Raw genomic sequence first — 18,605 nt, 5'->3', positions numbered from 1 at the left:
CCTGGGGCGGCAGAACTTACCAGTTCTCCATGGCTTTCCCAAAGGCCTCCCCGGAAGCGCGGATGACTTTTTCATCCACGCAGTAGGCGAAGCGGATCCAGCCGGGCTGGCCGAAACCGGCCCCCGGGACCCCCAGCACCAGGTACTGTTTGAGGTGATTCACAAAGGCGCCGTCATCCCCGGCTGAACCGGCGGGGGCGCCCTTTTTTGGCGGGACCTTGGCGAAAAGGTAGAAGGCGCCTTCGGGTTCGGCGTATTTGATGCCCGCTTTGTCCAGCACTTCCTTAAAAGCGTCCCGGCGGCGGGCGTAGATATTCACATCCACCTTTTCTTCCGTAAGCTCCGCCACAATACGCTGCATCAGGGCCGGTGCGTTTACGTAGCCCAGGATACGGGTGGCGTAGACCAGACCGTTCAGCAAATCTGCTTCGTCCTGAATGCCCGGGTTCACCGCGATAAAACCGATGCGCTCCCCGGGCAGGGAAAGGCTCTTGGAATAAGAGGTGACACTAATAGAATGTTTGTACACGGAAAGTACCGGCGGCACCCCCGAGGGCAGGTAGGCGATTTCACGGTAGGGCTCGTCCGCCACCAGGAAGGGATAGCGACCGGTTTTTTTGCCATGGGCCACCAGAATTTCCGCCAAGCCGCCTAGTGTTCTCGCGGGGTAGATGCGCCCTGTGGGGTTGTGGGGAGAATTGATCAGTATTGCTGCGGTCTTTTCGGTGAGCGCGTTTTTGATTGCCCCCAGGTCCAGGTTGAAGTCAGGCAGGGAATCCACTTCTTTCAGGACCCCCCCGTGGTTGGAGACATAGGATCGGTATTCCATAAAATAGGGCCTGGGGACCAGCACTTCGTCACCGGGGTTGAGTAAGGTTTTAAACACCACGTTAAGCCCCCCGGCGGCGCCCACGGTCATGATAATGTGAGACCCCTCCAGGGCAACCCCCTGTTCACGGGAAGCCTTCTTTGCCAGAGCCTCCCGCACCGCCGGAAAGCCGGGGTTGGGCATATAGCCGTGGGAACCCGGAGCCTTACCCGCAGCGTCCTCCTGAGCAAGCCGCAGAAACACCCGATGAAACGCCGGGGGAGGCTCCACATCGGGGTTCCCGATGGAAAAATCAAAGACCTTATCGGCCCCGTGCTGCTTTTTCAGGAGGTTGCCCTCCTCAAACATCTTCCGGATCATGGACGAGGAACTTAAAGCGTCTTTTACGCCCTTTGCTATGGACATAGGATTCTCCTTGAGGGCAGTTTAGCATATTATGGAGCAATATTGAATAGATAATCAACAACCCCGCCACAAGCGGGGTTGTTGTTCTCATAAGGTATTGGATTCGGGTACATACCCTTATTAACCGCCCTGAGGGCGGGGGTATGTACCCCTCACCACGAATCAACAACCACGCCGCTAAGAAGAGCTGCCAGGATGACAAAAACGATATAGAAGATGAAATTCCTCAGGCCCAGAACTATCTTCAGGGCCCCCAGGTTGGTGATCTTCGTGGCAGGGCCGGTGATCATAAAGGCTGTCGCGGAGCCCAGGCTCATGCCGCTGTTGAGCCAGGCAGAGAGCAGGGGGATGGTGCCGCCTCCGCAGGCGTAGAGGGGCACACCAATGGTGGCGGCCATGAGGAGCCCGAAGCCCCGACGGTTACCGAAGAGCTTTGCCATGGCATCCGGGGGCACGTAACGCTGAAACAATGCGGAAAGGGCAACTCCGATGATGAAGTACAGGGCGGTAGCTTTTATGTTCCGGCCCATGTTTTTAAGGAGACGCAGAAACAGGTTCGGGTCCGTATCGTGGTTTGACTGTTCAGCGAACCGGGTAAAGGAGAAAAAACCGGCGTTCTTAAAGAAAAAGCGTACACAAAGCCCCGCCGCAGCACCACAGAGAAAACAGGAAACAAAGCGGATCAGCAATGCTGCAGGCCCCAGGGCAACGCTGTATATAAGGAGCTGGGGGTTGAGCAGTATAGAACCCATCATAAACGCTGCGATCCAGTCTTCCTCCATGCCCTGTTCGGCAAAGGAGGCGGCGATAGGAATAGTGCCGTACATGCAGAGGGGGGATGCAATGCCCAGAAGAGAGGCGGGGATCACCCCCAGGGCGCCGAGCTTTTTAGAGCGAAGGGCGGCGAAAAGCCCGTGGATCCGGTCTTTGCCGAATACGGAGATCAGGGAGCCTAAGGCCATGCCCAGGACATAGTAGCCCGCTATCTGCCTGAACTGGACATCGAAATAATACCAGAGGTAGATAAGCTCCCGTTTGATCACATCAGCCATTGATCACCACAAGTTCGTATTGCTGACTGCCCAGGCCCAGGGCTTCCGCATGGTCCAGGGTGAGCATGCCGTTCCTTGATTCAATACGTTCCCGCAGGGAGGCACTCCGCCGGGTATCCGATGCATATACCTGGTCAACACAGGCCTTGTCCAGGGCAACCGGGTCAAGGGATGCCAGTATACCAATGTCGTCCATTTCAGGAGGGGCAGGATTATCGGAACAATCGCAGTCCACCGACAGATGGTTCATCACGCTGATATAAACAATCCTGTCGCCCATGCTGTTCATCACCGCCCCTGCAGCTTCCGCCATGGATTCAAGGAACACATCCTGGGGGCCGCCCCAGGGATTAGTTTTACTCTTTCCTGCGCTGTGAATCCAGGCTTTCCCCTGGGTAGAACCCATGCCGATGGATATATTTTTTATTGCCCCGCCGAAACCGCCCATGGCATGGCCCTTGAAATGGGAAAGCACCAAATAGGAATCGTAATTGGCAAAATGGGAACCCACAAAATCTTCAGTAATGTTTTTCCCTTTGGGAAATGGCAGGCTGATTGAGCCTTCCTCGTCCATGATGTCCACCGGGGCTATGGCGGTAAAACCATGATCGATGGCCACCTGCTTGTGCATGGCGGTATTCGCACGCCGGCCCCCGTATGCGGTGTTACATTCAACAATAGTGCCGTTCACCGACTGGACCAGGTCTTTAATCAGGTCCGGAGAAAGAAAGTGATGGCCCCCGGGTTCCCCGGTGCTGAGTTTTACCCCCACTCTGCCGCTCACTTTGCGCCCCAGGGCTTCATACATGGCCTCCAATCCAGCGGGGCTTATATCGGTGGTCATATAGACCTTTGGTGTCCCGGCACTTCCGGTGGCCGCTGCAGGAACTGCGGAATCAAGCTGGGCGGCTGGCTTTGCGTCACCGGAGGCGCAATTTGAAAAAATCAAAGCCCCCAGACAAAAAATTACCACTAAAACGGGGTATCCCCTTCGTTTTCCATTCAGGATGTTCATGCAATGCCTCCTCAATTTACTACTATAATAGGCTGATATGTACTATTGGTAAAGACGATTTTTAAATTTTACAATTATAACTTAACAAATGTATGGTAATAAAAATGTCTACTCTATCCAGCAGCATCGTCCCAGTTTCCCCATCCACCCGCAGTGGCGCTCGTAGTTAGCTTTACTGTTGCAGATCCAGAGGGTTTTCCGGGCTATGGCCGGGGCAAGCTGGGGTATGGGGGCGAAACCGTCGGTAAAAACTATAAGGCCGTCGTAGTTTTTATGGTTCTCCGAGAAATAGTTGAACAGGGGCTGAAAACTGGTACCTCCCCTCCCAGTCACCTCAATGGCCTTCCGGGCCTTCCGCATCAGCACCGGCTCCCCCTGGATAAGGGTATCAAATTGCAACAGCTCCAGGGTGTTAACCCCGTAATAGAAAAACCGGTTCATGGCTGAATAAAACAGGTCCAGTTCCGCCCCGGAAATTGAGCCGCTCACATCCACCCCGATTAAAAGCCGGGTAGTAAACTGATTCTTGCGGCCCAGGTACAGAAGGCCGTAACGCCGGCTCTGTTTGGTCCGGGTGAGCACCTTTTCCCCGGACAGGACCATGGCCCGAAAGCCCCGGAGTATCTTCCGGTAATCCACTGCCGGGCGGAGACTTGCGACCAGGGTTTCTACCAATTCCCCAGGGAGGCTGCCCCAGGTTTTGTTCAGCGCCGCCTGGGAAACCATGCCCTTCATCTTCTGATCCATGTAGTCATCGTCGTCCCAGAGCGCGGCCTCTTCGGCATCCTCACCGCTGTCAGAATCGCTGCCTAAACCTTTTAACTCCCGGTAATAAAATTCAAAATTCTGCTTCCTAAACCCAGGGTCCTCCCAATAATCGGAAGCCCTGTAGGGGAGCTCCTTGAAGGCATAGAATTCGTTCAGGGTAATATTACTGGCAATAAGGGAAAAGGCCGGATCGTTTTGGGGCGGCCTGCGGTAGGGGTGGCGGAGCAGAAGCCGCACTGTTTCTATCTTTATCTTTTCTTCCAGTTCCGGATCGGAAAGGCCTTCCAGACAGGCGGGATTGTACTCTATCATCCCTTTCCCGGATCGCAGGGCTTTGATAGTATCGTTGGCCACAAGGCGGTGGGACAACAAGGTGAGCAGCAGCAATGGCTCCCGCATATACCACCTGCCGCTTATCTCCCTGATCCGCTCATTAAGACCGCTCGAACTCACAATTTGATCCCATCAATAAAACTAACAATGTTCTGGAAAATATAAATAGAATTGCTCAGTATTGCTACTTTGGTTTTCGGGTACAGAGAGGATTCGTAGAGGGTGGTCCAGTGGGCCAGGACTTCATTCCGCTTTTCCCCGCTCAGCCACTTAATGTACTGTTCCAGGTTTTCGATATACTGCTTTACCCGTTCCCCGGTTTCTTCAATTTCGATAATCCTGAAAAAACTTTCGTTCAATGTGGTCAGCTCGTGGACATCCATGCGTTCCAATTCTTCCCGTTTGTTCTCAAAACCGGAAAGAACTGTCCGGGGATCCAGGCCCGTATTGTTCTTCACAAATTCAGAAAACTTAAAAGCCGCACTTATACCCACAATGCCTGAGATGATTCGTTCCAGGGTTTCGTCAATTTCCCCGGCCCCGGAAAGGATCTCCGAAACCCTGACCCAGGACCGGCGGTCCGCCCCCTTTTCCAGCCCCGCATCAAGCAGAATTTCCCCGTCCAGGCAATCCTGATTCTGCTCAATAAAACTAATGATCCGCTGATCCAGTTTCCGCTCTGCAGCCCAGAGCAGCCATTCGCCGGGGGTAGGGGAAAAATAGTAAATGTTAAACCGGGAAAGCAGGGCCGGGTCAAGGTCGGTAAGTTGATACTCCTCCCCCTCGTTGACCGCAGAAATGACCCGACTTCCCCTGGGCAGGGTTTTCCCCGCCAGGGTTTTGGTGAGGATCAGGTCCATCACGGTCTGGAGTATTTCCGGCCGGGCGCGGTTCAGCTCGTCCAGGAAAAGGACCACCGGCTTGCCGTCCAGGGGAAACCACCAGGGGGGCCGGAACTCGGTTTTCCCCGTGGAGCTGTCCAGGGCTGGCAGCCCGATAAGGTCACCGGGATCGCTCATCTGGCCCAGGAACAGGGTTACTACCCGGGCTGCCCGTTTGGAAAAAAATTGTTCGATGATCTCCGACTTGCCTATGCCGTGCCTGCCCACCAGCATGATGTTCTGGTGGTCCGGGGTTAGTTCCAGAATTTTCAGCAGTTCCCCGGTATTGATTTTTACTCCCATTGTTCCTCCCCCTCGTGATCCCGAATCGCCCTGATCAAGCCCGGTATTGTTTCTTGAAAGGAACTATAGTACACGGGCAGTTCCAGGATCCGGCGGTTTTTCAGCTCCACCTTCAGGGTAATCCTATCATCTTCCTTTTCAGTGCGATATGCCCAGCCCCCGTCCTTCAGGACCGCATCAATCCAGGTAACAATACTGTTCCTGGTAATTTGCAGTATCCTCTCTTCCTTCTCCGCCTTTGCGGCGTATTCCAGGTACTCCCGTTCTATGGTTTCCAGCCTATCCAGAAACAAATGGATAAACCCGGTCTTGTAAATATGCCAGCCCCACTGGATTTTAAAGATATCAAAGTTCAGGGCCAGCCTTTTTTCCGGCAGGAGCCCCCGTATCATCCTGGTATAGAATTCCAGGTTCAGCCCGTTGCCTGCGGTATTTTTTACGCTGTAAAATTGATAATCCTTCCGGTAGGTAAAGCGGTTTTCCAGCCTGGTGGTGATAAACCCGGGAACCTGCAAGCCCGGGCCGCTGACCTCGTCGTAGAGATCGTCTATCAACTCATTGGTATGATCCAAGGGGGCGTAGATTTCATTGGCCTTTTTTCTGAGGAAATCCTGTTTTTTTTCACCCAGGGAACGCATGGGACATCCTTGCATAAAGTATGGGGGATTTTTTCTTTAGCGGCAATAGGACGTGAACCTAAGCAATATAAAATATGGTGCTATCCCATCAGGCCTTTCCCCGTAACGCATCCCCCTTGTCACGCAACATTTAACAAATTTTTAACAACCTTTTTTGTAATTTATGATAAAATCCACCTTAAGGAGGAATCCCATGATCAACATACTGGTTGTTGAGGACGATGAAAAACTAAACCGCCTTGTCTGCGCCCATCTAACCGAGCATGGCTACAAGACAATCGGCTGCCTTAGGGCGGTGGAAGCCTTTGATCGCATGATAGATACCGTCATCGACCTCATTATTTCGGATATCATGATGCCGGAAATCAACGGCTTCAAGTTCGCCGCCATGGTGCGGGAACAGGATAAAACAATCCCCATGTTCTTTATGAGCTCCCGTGATGACATTGCATCAAAGGAGCAGGGCTTTCGTATCGGCATTGACGATTATATGGTCAAGCCCGTGGACATGAATGAATTAACCCTGCGTGTGGGCGCGCTCCTGCGGCGGGCGAATATCGCCAATGAAAAAAAACTGAGCGCCGGAAGCCTCGTCCTCAATGCCGATGAGATGACGGCGACCCTGGCCGGGGAAGAAATACCCCTTACGATCAGGGAATTCAATGTCCTGTTCAAACTCCTGTCGTATCCAAGGAAAACCTTTACCCGGAACCAGCTTATGAACGATTTCTGGGGTACGGAAAATGAAAGCACCCCGCGCACGGTAGATGTGTATATTACTAAACTGCGGGAAAAATTTGCCGCTTGTAAGGATTTTGAAATTGTAACCGTCCATGGGTTGGGTTATAAGGCGGTACTCAAGTGAAGTGGGAGACCATCTTTTTTTGGAAAAAAAATGCCGATAAACGGGTCAATGCCAACACGGCATTCAAAGACAGTCTCCGGATATTTCTTGCGTTGGTAGTGGTTAACGGACTCCACATGTATGTTTATCAACAAATCATACTTGACGGTCGGGATACGGTTGAGTTTTTTATCATCGCGCTGACCGGTTGGCTTGTTTTCAGTGCGGCGGTACTGACGGGGTTAACTACTTTTATCCGCTATTGGTCCCAGGGGCGTCCAATACGGCGTTTAAGAGAGGCGGCGAAAAAGATAGCTGCTGGGAATTTTGCGATTCGGGTTACTCCGATCAGTAAAGACGGAAAAAAAGACTATATGGCAGTTTTGTTTGATGACTTCAATACCATGGCTGAGGAACTTGAAAGCATCGAAATCATGAAAAATGATTTTATCGCCAATGTATCCCACGAAATCAAGTCCCCCCTTTCGGTTATCCAGAGCTACGCTGCGGCATTACAGAACGAAAACCTGGAACCGGAAGAACGGCATGAATACATCAAAACTATCGTCAACTCCTCCCAGAAACTCTCCGCCCTGGTTTCCAATATTCTCAAGTTAAATAAACTGGAAAACCAGAAAATTCTCCCCACCACCTCTTGCTATGAACTGGGCGAACAGCTTCGTCGTTGTGCCCTTGCTTTTGAGGATATTTGGGAACAAAAAAGCATCAATTTCGAGGCGGCTCTGGACGAGATAACCGTTTCTTATGACGAAACTATGCTGGAAATTGTCTGGAACAACCTTATTGCCAACGCGATCAAATTCACCGCCCCCAAGGGAGTCATCTCCTTGAGCTTAAAGAAAGCGGCGGATGGCTTTGCTCGAATACAAATTACAGACTCCGGCTGCGGCATGGATGAGGAAACGCAAGAACACATTTTCGATAAATTCTACCAAGGGGATAGTTCTCATTCACAGGAAGGCAACGGCCTGGGGCTTGCGCTGGTGAAAAAGGTGATTGATATGACCGGCGCCGAAATAACGGTTAAAAGCAGGGCCGGGGAAGGTACAAGCTTTACGGTCCGTCTGAAAATCGGGGAAAAAACGTAATTGAAATTTTCCTCTTGTCATGATGAATAGTTTATGTTATCTTTAAGTAAATATCTTAACTTTTAATAGTTTAATAATTACGAGGTAAACAATGGCGCAAATGGGCAATAAGAACTTACATCTAATGGAATCAACGCCGGTTTGGACCGCCATTATCCGGCTTGCGCTCCCGATGATGTTCAGCATGATCGCCCAGTTGGTCTACAATATGACCGATACATTTTTTATCGGGCAAACCGGAGACCCGAACATGGTGGCTGGGATTTCTCTGGCAATGCCCCTTTTTATGGTGTCCCAGGGTATCGGGAACATATTCGGCGTGGGGGCCTCAAGTTATATTTCCCGTATGCTCGGCGCACGGGAAGCAGAAACCGCAAAACGTACTAACGCGGTATCTTTTTACACAACTATCATGGCAGGCTTTGTTATTACGATTGCGCTGCTTCTGTTCCGTAAGCCGATTTTACATGTCATCGGAACGAGTGACGCAACATTTGTACACGCGGATAGTTATTTTTCGATTATTTCTTCGTTTATTGTAATTGCGCTGCTCAATATTTCGCTGGCGGGACAAATCCGGAGCGAAGGTGCTACCGATAAGGCAATGGTTGGTACACTCATCGGCATCATCATTAACATCATTCTTGACCCGGTGTTTATTTCGGTTTTAAACATGGGAACCGCAGGCGCGGCATGGGCCACCGTGATAGGACAGGCCGCTTCGCTTGGGTATCTCCTGTGGTGTTTTATATCCCCCCATACTATGCTTTCGATACACCCCAGGGATTTTAAGCCTTCCGGGAAAATATACAGAGAAATTCTTAAAATCGGGCTGCCCGCAGCGCTTTCAAATATTGTGATGAGCTTGGCAATGGCGGTGCGGAACCTTATGGCCGCAAGCTACGGGGACATGGTAATTGCCGGTATGGGGGTTACCATCCGGGTTGAAAGTTTAAGCTTCATGTTGATAATGGCCCTGGCCATGGGATACCAGCCCTTCGCCGGATTCAATTACGGGGCTAAAAATTATGGGCGCCTTAAAAAGGGCATGAAAATAACCCTTGTATATACCACCGCTTTGGCGTTATTTTTTGTCGGTGTCTTTGCCCTGGCAGGCCGCAGCATCATTGCGCTTTTTATCAATGACGCCCAAACGATTGCGGCGGGGGCAACCTTTTTACACGCCTTTTTATTCGGACTCCCTGTTATGGGGATTCAAATGACGATTATGATAACCTTTCAGGCCCTTGGCAAGCCGGTACTGGGGACGATTGTATCCCTGGGGAGACAGTGTTTGTTTTATATTCCCCTGGTGTATGTACTTAATCATTTTTCGGGATTCGAAGGCTTTGTGTATTCACAGCCCCTTGCGGATATAGCTACTACCGTGGTCGCGCTTATTTTGGTGTCCGGCCTTTTAAAGGAGTTAAAACACCATGAAAAATGAACTGCACAATGAATTACTGCGATCCCTTTTCATGTTAAAAAAATTTACCCATACCTTCCACCCGGCAACCCTTGCTAAAGAAGATGAGATGAACCTGGCGTCATTTACCCTGCTCTATTATATTAAGGAACACAGCGGGGATTTGAGCGGTGAAAAAATCAGAAACGAACTATCGGTTACAAAACCCGCAGTTTCGCAAATGCTTGCTTCCCTCGAGAAAAAAGGTTTTTTAACCCGTGAAACCAACAAAGAAAACCGGAGATGCATCGTGCTTTCCCTCACCGAAAAAGGAACCAACTTTATCGAAAAGACGGAAAAGGAAACCGAAAAACGACTTGCGGGAATTATCAGCCGCTTTGGCAAAAACGAAACCCGCAGCCTGATAACGCTGATCAACCGTTTCTTATCAATCACGGGAGAACCCGGCATTTCTGATCAGTAAAAAACAATTAAGAACGTAATGTAGTTAAATCATCTAATAAATTTTGTAACGTACATTGGGTTAAATTACTTTCCATGGCATTTTGGGCTTTTTGAAAATAAGGATCAAGCAAGGTTATAATATTTCCACCGACAGGGCATTGGGGCGTTGAATTTTTATGTATTTTAAAAAGACTGTCATTTTCTACCGGTTCAATAGCACAATAAATATCATATAATGTAATTTGTTCAGGCGGTTTCATTAATGTAATCCCGCCGCCTTTCCCACGGGCTATTTCAATTAAACCGGCTTTATTTAGAAGTCCCATAAATTTACGGATTATTACCGCATTGGTTTTGGCACTTGCCGCTATAAAATCACTGGTAACTTTATATTCACCCTTAAATACTTCAACACACAATAAGATATGTATCGCAATAGAAAATTTCGTCCCTATTTGCATTAACCGTTTCCTTTTGCCTATGCCCCGCATTTAAACGGGACATAGGTTAATGCTTAGAGTGTATAACTTTTCGAACCATCGGTAAAGCTGAAGGTTTCCACTTCTTCGGCTTCAATATAGAAAATTTTGAAGGTGGGGTTATCCGGTGTTTTAAAACGCCCCTTTATCATGGGGTTTTCGTCAAGAGCACGAGTTTTGAGCCCCAAATCTTCGATAAAAACCGCCCTGCCGTTGACGGACACTACCGGGTTAAAGTCCGCCGGATAGGTGCAAAACGATACCTGTGGGTGCGCTTTGAGCTGGGCATAGACCGGCTTTTCACTGTTGGTGGAGAAATAGACTTTTTTCCCATCCGCAAACAGGTATTGGAAAACCCGTGTCCTGATTTTCGCGCCGTCCTGTGTCGCCAACACTCCGTTGGGGTTCTTCTTCAATACCGATTCAAAATCAAACATACGAAACTCCTTAAAAGGGAAAGATTTAATGTAACATTATATGTTACAATTTGACTATACTATCGGCTTAATGTAATGTCAAGTGTTACATATACGGAAAAATCGTAAATATCCAGAAATTTCCCCAAATTTAATATTTTACTAACAATTCCTTAACATCTCGCAACATCCATACAGGATATTGGACTTATGAGGAAACCCGGTTGGTTTCCTCATAAGTCTCGCAAAATGTTTCACATTTTGCTATTTCTAGCGGAACTTGTTCAGAAACTGAAGTTTCCGAACAACTCTATTAAGTGAAAATGGCCATTTGGCCGTTTGAAACAGGAGTTTTGTATGCGTAATGCCTTTTTGTTGATACCTGCCCTGGCGGTCTTACTGGCGGCTTGCTCCGCCGGTAAGGACAATCTAGCGGAAGCTAAAAGCATGGAACAGCTTTATAGCGAAAACGGGTTCCCGGTCAGGGTGCGGCGGCTTGAACCGGAAGATTTTTCGGTTTATCTGAAATATCCCACGGTCCTGGACGCCCAGTCGGAATCCACCGCCTACGCTTCCCTCAGTGATGTGGTCAGGAATATAGCCGTAAAAGTCGGGGATCAGGTCAAGCAGGATCAGGTGATTCTGTCTTTTTCTGAAAACAACCGGACACTGCAGCAAGCCCGGCTCAGTTATGAAAATGCCGAAGCCGCCTATAAGCGGAGCGAAGTTCTCTACGCCACCTCAGATATTTCCCGCCAGGATTTTGATAATTCCCGAATGCAGTATGAACTGGCTAGGGCCAGCCTGGATGCGGCGCGGGACATGATCTATGTTAAAGCACCCATAGCGGGAACCCTTATCCATCTGAATGTCCGGGCAACAGAAAATGTGAATCCCGGGACGCCCCTTTTTACCGTGTCCAATCAGAATGGTTTGGTTACCCGTTTTTATGTAGGGGTCAACGAAATAAACCTCATAAAGAACGGGGCCAGGGTTTATATTGACGGGCTGGAAAGCGTCGACATTTCCAATTTCAACTGGAAGCTCAATTCCCAGCAGGTGACCTTTGACGGACGGGTAAGCCAGGTTGCCCTTTTGATGGACAGCAGGAAACGCGCCTTTCCGGTAAGCGCTTTTTTTGACATTACCGACCTTATGGCGTTGAATCAGGCGCGGCCCTTTATCAGCGGCATGAGCATTGATATTGTGGTAGAAACCTACCGGAACGAAAAGGCCCTGGTGGTTTCCCGCAAAGAATTGCTAAAGACCGATTCGGGATACGCAGCGTATGTCGCTCGGGATAACAAGGCGCAACGGGTCGATGTGCAGGTGGGGCATGAACGGGGCCTGGATTTTGAAATCACAGGCGGCCTGGAAAGCGGTGATCTCCTGATATATGACGGCATACAAAGTCTTTCTGATAACATAAAACTTAACATTGTAGAAACAGCCCAGGCGGTAACCCGATGAATGCAGTCGATCTTTCCATCAAGCGGCCGGTCCTTACCATTATGGTTCTTCTGGCTTTTGTAATCTTCGGTATCCTGGCCTATGTTTCCCTGCCCGTGAGCCTCTTCCCCGATATGTCGGGCGCCATGGTAACAATTCAAACCATATACCCCGGAGCAAGCCCCCAGGTAGTAGAAACCCAGCTTACCAAAAAGATAGAGGATCAGGTCTTTGCCATCGGGGACCTCGATTCTATAACATCCTATTCCATGGACAGCGCTTCGGTGATTACCGCTTCCTTTAAGTTTGGGAAGGATGAAAATGCAGCCCTCCAGGAAGTGAAGGATAAAGTTGAAGTTATTATCGCCGATCTTCCGCCGGACGCCAAAAGGCCGGCAATTTCCAAGATAGATATTGCATCAGCCATCCCCGTTATGCAGATCGTGTTAGAAGGCGACATGGACAGCACGGAACTCTATACCCTGGCCTCAACTACCATAGGGGATCAGCTTTCCCAAGTTTCCGGTGTCGGGAGCATAAACCTTTCCGGTGGGGACAAACGGGAAATCACCGTGGAACTGAACCGGGCCACGGTGTTTGAACGCGCGGTTCCCATTGAACAGATTGCGGGCCTCCTGGCGGCGGCGAATCTGGAACTTCCCGGCGGATCAATTGAAACTGCGGATCAGGATATACCCGTCCGGTTCAAGGGGGAATTTACTTCCCTGGAAGAAATTAGCAATCTGGATGTTCCCACCACCGAGGGGGTTTTCAAACTCCGGCAGCTTGGGGATGTCAGGGATACCCATACTGTTGTCAGGGAGCGCACAATTCTATTGGACAAAGGAGCGGGAACCCGGAACGAGGGCGCCATCCTTTTAAGTGTGGTTAAGAACCCTACCGCCAACAGCCTTGATGTGATCGACGGGGTGATAAAACGTATCCCCCGGATTGAAGCTGAATCAGGCGGCCATATACGGCTTAAGGTCATTCAGGAAGACGCAACGTTTATACGAAATGCAGTAAATGATACCCTGGGCAATGTGGTACTGGGCATTATCTTTACAGCCCTTGTACTGTTTTTTTTCCTCCATGACGCCCGTTCTACCCTCATTGTCGCCCTGGCCATGCCTTTCTCCGTTATCGCCACCTTCTTTATCATGAAGCCCCTGGGCATCGGCATCAATGTGCTTTCCCTCATGGGCCTTTCCTGCGCCACCGGAACCCTGGTCGCCAATTCAGTGGTAGTACTGGAAAATATTTTCCGGTATAAGGAGCAGGGTCTGTCCCGGCATGAATCGGCGTCCAGGGGAACGCGGGAAGTGATGCTGGCGGTCTTTGCCTCCACCCTGACCAATGTGGCGGTATTTGTCCCCCTGGGTAATATGGGCGGCGGCATGGGAAAGATACTTTCCGACTTTGCCTTCACCATTGTTATTTCCACGGTGTTTTCCATTATCGTCTCCTTTACCCTGACCCCGCTTATGGCATCCCGGATACTGCCGGCAACGGTTAAACAGGACGGCCCTCTGGGAAGAAAACTGGAAAGTCTATTCAAAAAATGGGAAGATCTGTATGGACGTTCCATTTCATTCCTGCTAAAACGGAAACGGCGCAGCGCCCTTGTAGTTGCGGTAGTATTGGTGGTTTTCATCCTCAGTATTGCGGCTTTTCCCCTGCTCAACATTGAACTCATGGCCAAGAGCGACGGGGGAAAAATTCAGGTTGATGTGGAACTTCCCCAGGGGAGCGACCTTGACGCTACCGCAGCGGTACTCGCGGAGATCGAAGAACGGCTTGCCGCATATACGGAAGTGGAGACGGTCCTTACTGCTCTGGGCTCCATGGGTTCCATGACACAGGATGTGAGCGTTGCGCGGGTAGACATAGCCTTGGTCCCCAAAAAAGAGCGGACCCGGAGCAACAGCGATATTGCCGCCGCCATGACCGCAACTTTGAAGGATATACCCGGCGCGGCTATCCGGGTTTTGCCTCCATCGGAAATTGTCATAAGCCAGGGCGCCCCCATCGACCTGTACCTCCAGGGAACAGATAATGAAGTTCTACAGGACCTTGGGAATCGGCTTAAGAACCGTATCGAAAAAGTCCCCGGCGCCATGAACGTCATGATGAATTCCAAAGCGGGCAAGACAGAACTGCTCTTTGAACCAAACCGCAAACGGCTTTCCGAGGACGGCCTTACGGTACAGGCCGTGGCAGTTTCCCTGCGGGCCGCAGTGGACGGCCTGGTGACAACCACTTATAAAGAGAACGGACAGGAATACGATATACGGGTCAAACTTGCCGATTCGGCCCTTACAGATATTGAAGATCTGCGAAACATACCCATCGTTTCCCGCGCTGGGGTCAATCCCCTGTCCTGGTATGCGGATATACGCTTTGACAACGGCTATAACATGATCATGCGGGTAAACCGTTTCCGCACCGTGGAAATCACCTCCGAATTATTGCCCGGTTATTCCCAGAGTTCTTCCCTCTCTGCGGTTATGAAAGCTGCCGGGGAAATAAAACTCCCCGAAGGGTACACCTTAAAACAGACCGGTATGTCCGAGGCCATGGGAGACTCCATCGTGGATATGCTTTTGGTATTTGTGATCGCAGTACTCCTGGTGTATATGCTCCTTGCCGCAGTCCTGGAAAGCATCATCCAGCCCCTGTTCATCCTTGCCACGGTTCCCCTTTCCCTCATCGGGGTTATTGTGGGATGCCTCATAACCAATACGGTATTAAACGTGGTTTCCATGCTTGGTATTATCATGCTCGTGGGTGTGGTAGTAAATAACGCTATCCTTATTCTGGATTACTATAACAAGCTCAAACGGGAAGGAAAAGGGGTACAGGAAGCGCTTATTAAAGCCTGTCCAACCAAGCTCAAACCAATCCTGATGAGTAATATTGCCATCGTCCTGGGTATGCTCCCCATGGCTTTAGGGATAGGCGAATCAATGGCGGAGATTAGGCAGCCCATGGGGGTGGTTATCATCGGCGGTATTATATCCGCAACCTTTCTGACCCTCTGGCTTATCCCATCACTGGAATATGTGCGTACAAGCCGTTCAAAGTTAAACGTTCAGGCGAACAAGGAGGGTATCAATGCTGCGAACTAACATTGTACTTGCGCTATTATGCGGATTAGTCGTCATGACGGCTAACGCCGGGGAATATGACCTTGAGTCTTATTTAAGAAGGGTTGAGCAAAACAACCCCGACCTTTCCCTTGCATACAAAGAGCTTGATCTTGCAAAGGAAAATGTCGTACAGGCGCGATCCGCCCTGCTGCCGAATATAGGCGCACAGGGCAGTTATACCCGCAATTTGCAGGACATTAAACAGTCAGCACCGGTAGCCGCCGACCTTACGACCGGACGCATTATCCGGCAGGACATTGATTCCAATTACGACAATGAGCTTACCTTGGGCGTTGGCGTTAACCAAACCATTTTTGATGCCGCCGCCCTGTCGCGGTATAACCAGGCGCGAAAGGGCCGGGAGATACAGGAGCAAGCCTTGGAAACAAGGCGGCAAAACCTACGGGCCGCCGCAAAAAAACTGTATGCCCGAACCCAGCTTGCGGTTGCAGTGGTTCATATCATGGAAGCATCCGAACATACCAGTGAAGAAATCTACCAAAGCATTGAACGAAAATACAAGGCCGGGGTAGCCACCGAGTTAGACCTTCTTATGGCGGAGGTAGACTGGAAATCGAAAATCCCCACCACCGCCGAATCCCGTAAAAACGCCGAGTTGGCAACTATCGCTTTTAAGAACCTTGGGTGGATTCCCCTTTCGGAAGAGGTCGTTCTTACTGAGACCGACGAAGCCCTGCCCGTCATTCCCGGCACGCCGCAACTGAACGCCGTATTTTCAGGGCGTCCCGATTATCGTGCATTGCTTTTGAACCGCGAACTGAGCGATATAGGTCAAAGGGCGGCGATGAGCGCGTTTCTGCCCACTGTCTCTGGCGGCTTTTCTTTTGCTTTCGGCGGCATGGGAAATGATTCGTTAACCGGCGATTATGATTACACCTCCATGCAGCTCAAGCTCGGCGTAAACATACCGCTCTTTGCAGGCGGATACCGACTTTCCCGCATGAAAAGCGCCAAAACAGAACAGGAAAAAGCTGCCCTCAGCTTGATAAAAAAGCAGATGGAAATAGAAAGTGAACTGATTGAAATACGGTTAAACCTTGACGAGGCATCGGAGCGCATAAACTCCGCCCGGCTTATCGAAGCCATGGCTCGACGGGCGGTCGCCCTGGCGCAGACCGCGTATATCAATGGAGCAGCCACACAACTATCCGTAACTGAGGCAATCAACAAGCTCGATCAGGCAAGCCTGGGGCTTCATAGCGCAATATTTGAGTATCGTTCGGCCTATTACGACTGGGAATTGGCCACAGGAATAGTGAGGTAGGGGGAAACCCCTAAAAATAGTATTGGAGGTTTTTATGAAAAGCAGATGGTACGGATGGATGTTTTTTGCGGTATTGACCGCCGGACTATTGGTTTCCTGTATGTCCACAGGAGAATATAAGCCAATATCTCAGAATGTAAATGTGGAAGTAATCGGTACGGTTCAGACCACGTTTATTTCCACGCCGGGATTCAGTAAAGAACCGATTAATATACAGGCTTACATTAAACTTTTAGAAGAAGCCCACAAAAGATATGAAGGCAATATTGATGTGGGTGATATAATATGGACAACCAGCAGGACAATTGGCAATTCACCGAATTATGAATTTGCTGCCAGCGGTAAGGTGATATTGAACAGACAGGGAGAATGATGGATAGCTTTGGCAAACATACATTTCTCCCCTTTTTCTGTCTTTTGTATGTATGTATTAGTCCGCTTAATACAGGGTTATTATTTGCTGAAAATACCATTGTCCCATTTGATGAAAAGAAAGCCCTGAATTTTTCCGGGAAATATAACATGGGTATTTTTCAACAACAGGCAGCAGGATACAGAACAGGCAAACCATGGGATATTGGTTTTGGCATTCGATATAAAAGCATTGCCGCCCAGCTATATATGCCTATCGCTTTCAACAATGATTCATTTGATGTGGCGTTAAATTTCTATTTTGAGAAAATGTATTATGAAACATTCATTAAACATTATAAAAATTTTTATAACGGCGATGACAAAACCGGTGAACATGAAAATGTTGGATTGGATATAATGAGCGGCGGAATAATGGCCAGCTGAATATATAATCATAGAAACCATTCGCTCCGTTCAGTATTTACCATGTCTGAAAAACAAACAGTATCAAATGGAAGTTTGCTTTACGGTTTCGGGGTATTTTACACGTCCATATATTCAAAGAACGAGGACATGGCACGTTATAACGAGCGGATACATATTGTGCACTTTGGGCCAACGGCAGGGTATTCATACACATGGATACTTCCGGGAAATATGTTTTTGAATACAGGTCTTAATATTGGGGCAAACCTGGGAATAAATACAACTGATACGAAAATGCTTTTTATGCCCCAGATAAATCCCAAAATTACCTTCGGTCATCACAATGCTTCATGGTCAATCAATATGGTGATGGGCTGCAATGCATCGGTACTTTTATGGAACATGGGCAATTTTGATGTATTAATCCCGGCTACCATGAGCATGACGTTTTCAAAACGATTTTAGTACATGAATTAAGATAACCTATTCCTCATTAGCGAGAGAAAAAAGGAGGATCCATATGACAAAAATTATAATCCCGTATACCATAGCGGTATCAGACTGCTATATCATCATGCGGAAAATCGGCAGCGCCGATTCCATGTTATACTTGACCGATGGAACCATATCAAGCCAATATCCTGAATTCCAGAGAATCCGATATATTGAAAACTTCGAAGCATTGCAGCGATACCATTCACCCGAATTAAACATAGATAGCAGTACCACGACAATAGCCGAAACAGTAAACAATAAAATTGCATTAAACAGGGCATTGTGTGATAAACAAAAATACCAAATTTGCGCATTGAAGTGGTCCCGGCTTACCGCCTTTAAGTTTAAATTCGGTTACATACCGGCCCATTATATTGCTCGTTTTAGCCCATTACGTTTTGTTGATATGCCAAAAACCCGCACCATTACCAATTTTGGCGAACGTGCTGTTTTGACGAATAGTGCCTATATAAATACTATCTCCACTTAGAGGTAATCGCATTTT

At 49.1% G+C, this 18,605-nt stretch carries 19 protein-coding genes; 11 read left to right on the top strand and 8 right to left on the bottom strand.

What is annotated here, in order from left to right; genetic code table 11:
• Positions 1–16 precede the first annotated feature (16 nt).
• From TREPR_RS06630 to TREPR_RS06605, 6 genes are all read right to left on the bottom strand, one after another.
• Complete coding sequence (locus tag TREPR_RS06630; protein WP_015707530.1) at positions 17–1,234, bottom strand: pyridoxal phosphate-dependent aminotransferase; 1,218 nt, start codon at positions 1,232–1,234, stop codon at positions 17–19.
• Positions 1,235–1,386: 152 nt separating this feature from the next.
• Complete coding sequence (locus tag TREPR_RS06625; RefSeq protein WP_015707529.1) at positions 1,387–2,286, bottom strand: permease; 900 nt, start codon at positions 2,284–2,286, stop codon at positions 1,387–1,389.
• The gene (locus tag TREPR_RS06620) at positions 2,279–3,301 is read right to left on the bottom strand and encodes a DUF362 domain-containing protein (protein ID WP_015707528.1); all 1,023 of its coding nucleotides are present in this window, start codon (positions 3,299–3,301) and stop codon (positions 2,279–2,281) included. Before TREPR_RS06620 ends, TREPR_RS06625 begins: the two co-directional genes overlap by 8 nt.
• A gap of 108 nt (positions 3,302–3,409) precedes the next feature.
• A complete protein-coding gene (locus TREPR_RS06615; RefSeq protein ID WP_041611056.1) occupies positions 3,410–4,522 on the bottom strand; it encodes a VWA-like domain-containing protein in 1,113 nt (370 codons plus the stop codon).
• The gene (locus TREPR_RS06610; protein ID WP_015707526.1) at positions 4,519–5,586 is read right to left on the bottom strand and encodes an AAA family ATPase; all 1,068 of its coding nucleotides are present in this window, start codon (positions 5,584–5,586) and stop codon (positions 4,519–4,521) included. The genes TREPR_RS06615 and TREPR_RS06610 overlap by 4 nt, the downstream gene beginning before the upstream one ends.
• A complete protein-coding gene (locus TREPR_RS06605) occupies positions 5,577–6,224 on the bottom strand; it encodes a hypothetical protein (protein WP_015707525.1) in 648 nt (215 codons plus the stop codon). Before TREPR_RS06605 ends, TREPR_RS06610 begins: the two co-directional genes overlap by 10 nt.
• 193 nt (positions 6,225–6,417) lie before the next feature.
• Here TREPR_RS06605 and TREPR_RS06600 point away from each other — a divergent pair, with 193 nt between their 5' ends.
• The 4 genes from TREPR_RS06600 (at position 6,418) to TREPR_RS06585 (ending at position 10,066) form a co-directional block, all read left to right on the top strand.
• A complete protein-coding gene (locus tag TREPR_RS06600) occupies positions 6,418–7,089 on the top strand; it encodes a response regulator transcription factor (RefSeq protein WP_015707523.1) in 672 nt (223 codons plus the stop codon).
• A complete protein-coding gene (locus TREPR_RS06595) occupies positions 7,086–8,177 on the top strand; it encodes a HAMP domain-containing sensor histidine kinase (RefSeq protein WP_015707522.1) in 1,092 nt (363 codons plus the stop codon). Before TREPR_RS06600 ends, TREPR_RS06595 begins: the two co-directional genes overlap by 4 nt.
• 91 nt (positions 8,178–8,268) lie before the next feature.
• Positions 8,269–9,624, top strand: coding sequence for an MATE family efflux transporter (locus TREPR_RS06590; RefSeq protein WP_015707521.1), 1,356 nt, complete (start codon positions 8,269–8,271; stop codon positions 9,622–9,624).
• Positions 9,614–10,066 (top strand): MarR family winged helix-turn-helix transcriptional regulator, encoded by a 453-nt coding sequence (locus TREPR_RS06585; RefSeq protein ID WP_015707520.1) that lies wholly within the window; start codon positions 9,614–9,616, stop codon positions 10,064–10,066. Before TREPR_RS06590 ends, TREPR_RS06585 begins: the two co-directional genes overlap by 11 nt.
• Before the next feature lie 7 nt (positions 10,067–10,073).
• Here the strand turns inward: TREPR_RS06585 and TREPR_RS06580 are convergent, their stop codons facing one another.
• Positions 10,074–10,508 (bottom strand): Rrf2 family transcriptional regulator, encoded by a 435-nt coding sequence (locus TREPR_RS06580; protein WP_015707519.1) that lies wholly within the window; start codon positions 10,506–10,508, stop codon positions 10,074–10,076.
• A 53-nt stretch (positions 10,509–10,561) separates the two neighbouring features.
• Positions 10,562–10,963, bottom strand: coding sequence for a pyridoxamine 5'-phosphate oxidase family protein (locus tag TREPR_RS06575; RefSeq protein ID WP_015707518.1), 402 nt, complete (start codon positions 10,961–10,963; stop codon positions 10,562–10,564).
• A gap of 336 nt (positions 10,964–11,299) precedes the next feature.
• Between TREPR_RS06575 and TREPR_RS06570 the strand changes: the two genes are divergently transcribed.
• The 7 genes from TREPR_RS06570 to TREPR_RS06540 are packed head-to-tail and all read left to right on the top strand — an operon-like array spanning position 11,300 to position 18,590.
• The gene (locus TREPR_RS06570; RefSeq protein ID WP_015707517.1) at positions 11,300–12,412 is read left to right on the top strand and encodes an efflux RND transporter periplasmic adaptor subunit; all 1,113 of its coding nucleotides are present in this window, start codon (positions 11,300–11,302) and stop codon (positions 12,410–12,412) included.
• Positions 12,409–15,519, top strand: coding sequence for an efflux RND transporter permease subunit (locus TREPR_RS06565; RefSeq protein WP_015707516.1), 3,111 nt, complete (start codon positions 12,409–12,411; stop codon positions 15,517–15,519). Before TREPR_RS06570 ends, TREPR_RS06565 begins: the two co-directional genes overlap by 4 nt.
• On the top strand, positions 15,506–16,825 hold the full coding sequence (locus tag TREPR_RS06560; RefSeq protein ID WP_041611054.1) for a TolC family protein: 1,320 nt from the start codon (positions 15,506–15,508) through the stop codon (positions 16,823–16,825). The genes TREPR_RS06565 and TREPR_RS06560 overlap by 14 nt, the downstream gene beginning before the upstream one ends.
• Before the next feature lie 34 nt (positions 16,826–16,859).
• On the top strand, positions 16,860–17,198 hold the full coding sequence (locus tag TREPR_RS06555) for a hypothetical protein (protein ID WP_015707514.1): 339 nt from the start codon (positions 16,860–16,862) through the stop codon (positions 17,196–17,198).
• Positions 17,195–17,623: a hypothetical protein gene (locus tag TREPR_RS06550; RefSeq protein WP_148257246.1), complete on the top strand. Its 429-nt coding sequence runs from the start codon at positions 17,195–17,197 to the stop codon at positions 17,621–17,623. Before TREPR_RS06555 ends, TREPR_RS06550 begins: the two co-directional genes overlap by 4 nt.
• On the top strand, positions 17,624–18,070 hold the full coding sequence (locus TREPR_RS18140; protein WP_281054608.1) for a DUF4421 family protein: 447 nt from the start codon (positions 17,624–17,626) through the stop codon (positions 18,068–18,070).
• Positions 18,071–18,125: 55 nt separating this feature from the next.
• Positions 18,126–18,590 carry a hypothetical protein gene (locus TREPR_RS06540; RefSeq protein WP_015707511.1) on the top strand — a complete coding sequence of 155 codons (465 nt, stop codon included), beginning with the start codon at positions 18,126–18,128 and terminating at the stop codon, positions 18,588–18,590.
• Positions 18,591–18,605 lie beyond the last annotated feature (15 nt).

Origin of the sequence: Treponema primitia ZAS-2 (genome assembly GCF_000214375.1) — a bacterium.
GTDB lineage: Bacteria > Spirochaetota > Spirochaetia > Treponematales > Breznakiellaceae > Termitinema > Termitinema primitia.
Note: the sequence above shows the minus strand (reverse complement) of the source record. Positions and strands in the feature narration are given on the sequence as shown.

Excerpts from the sequence above, each read along its gene's own strand:
- TREPR_RS06570 (WP_015707517.1), top strand. The coding sequence starts at position 11,300 with ATGCGTAATGCCTTTTTGTTGATACCTGCCCTGGCGGTCTTACTGGCG.
- TREPR_RS06560 (WP_041611054.1), top strand. The coding sequence starts at position 15,506 with ATGCTGCGAACTAACATTGTACTTGCGCTATTATGCGGATTAGTCGTC.
- TREPR_RS06575 (WP_015707518.1), bottom strand. The coding sequence starts at position 10,963 with ATGTTTGATTTTGAATCGGTATTGAAGAAGAACCCCAACGGAGTGTTG.
- TREPR_RS06540 (WP_015707511.1), top strand. The coding sequence starts at position 18,126 with ATGACAAAAATTATAATCCCGTATACCATAGCGGTATCAGACTGCTAT.
- TREPR_RS06605 (WP_015707525.1), bottom strand. The coding sequence starts at position 6,224 with ATGCGTTCCCTGGGTGAAAAAAAACAGGATTTCCTCAGAAAAAAGGCC.
- TREPR_RS06585 (WP_015707520.1), top strand. The coding sequence starts at position 9,614 with ATGAAAAATGAACTGCACAATGAATTACTGCGATCCCTTTTCATGTTA.
- TREPR_RS06625 (WP_015707529.1), bottom strand. The coding sequence starts at position 2,286 with ATGGCTGATGTGATCAAACGGGAGCTTATCTACCTCTGGTATTATTTC.
- TREPR_RS06580 (WP_015707519.1), bottom strand. The coding sequence starts at position 10,508 with ATGCAAATAGGGACGAAATTTTCTATTGCGATACATATCTTATTGTGT.
- TREPR_RS06590 (WP_015707521.1), top strand. The coding sequence starts at position 8,269 with ATGGCGCAAATGGGCAATAAGAACTTACATCTAATGGAATCAACGCCG.
- TREPR_RS06565 (WP_015707516.1), top strand. The coding sequence starts at position 12,409 with ATGAATGCAGTCGATCTTTCCATCAAGCGGCCGGTCCTTACCATTATG.
- TREPR_RS06550 (WP_148257246.1), top strand. The coding sequence starts at position 17,195 with ATGATGGATAGCTTTGGCAAACATACATTTCTCCCCTTTTTCTGTCTT.
- TREPR_RS06555 (WP_015707514.1), top strand. The coding sequence starts at position 16,860 with ATGAAAAGCAGATGGTACGGATGGATGTTTTTTGCGGTATTGACCGCC.
- TREPR_RS06600 (WP_015707523.1), top strand. The coding sequence starts at position 6,418 with ATGATCAACATACTGGTTGTTGAGGACGATGAAAAACTAAACCGCCTT.
- TREPR_RS06610 (WP_015707526.1), bottom strand. The coding sequence starts at position 5,586 with ATGGGAGTAAAAATCAATACCGGGGAACTGCTGAAAATTCTGGAACTA.
- TREPR_RS06620 (WP_015707528.1), bottom strand. The coding sequence starts at position 3,301 with ATGAACATCCTGAATGGAAAACGAAGGGGATACCCCGTTTTAGTGGTA.
- TREPR_RS06630 (WP_015707530.1), bottom strand. The coding sequence starts at position 1,234 with ATGTCCATAGCAAAGGGCGTAAAAGACGCTTTAAGTTCCTCGTCCATG.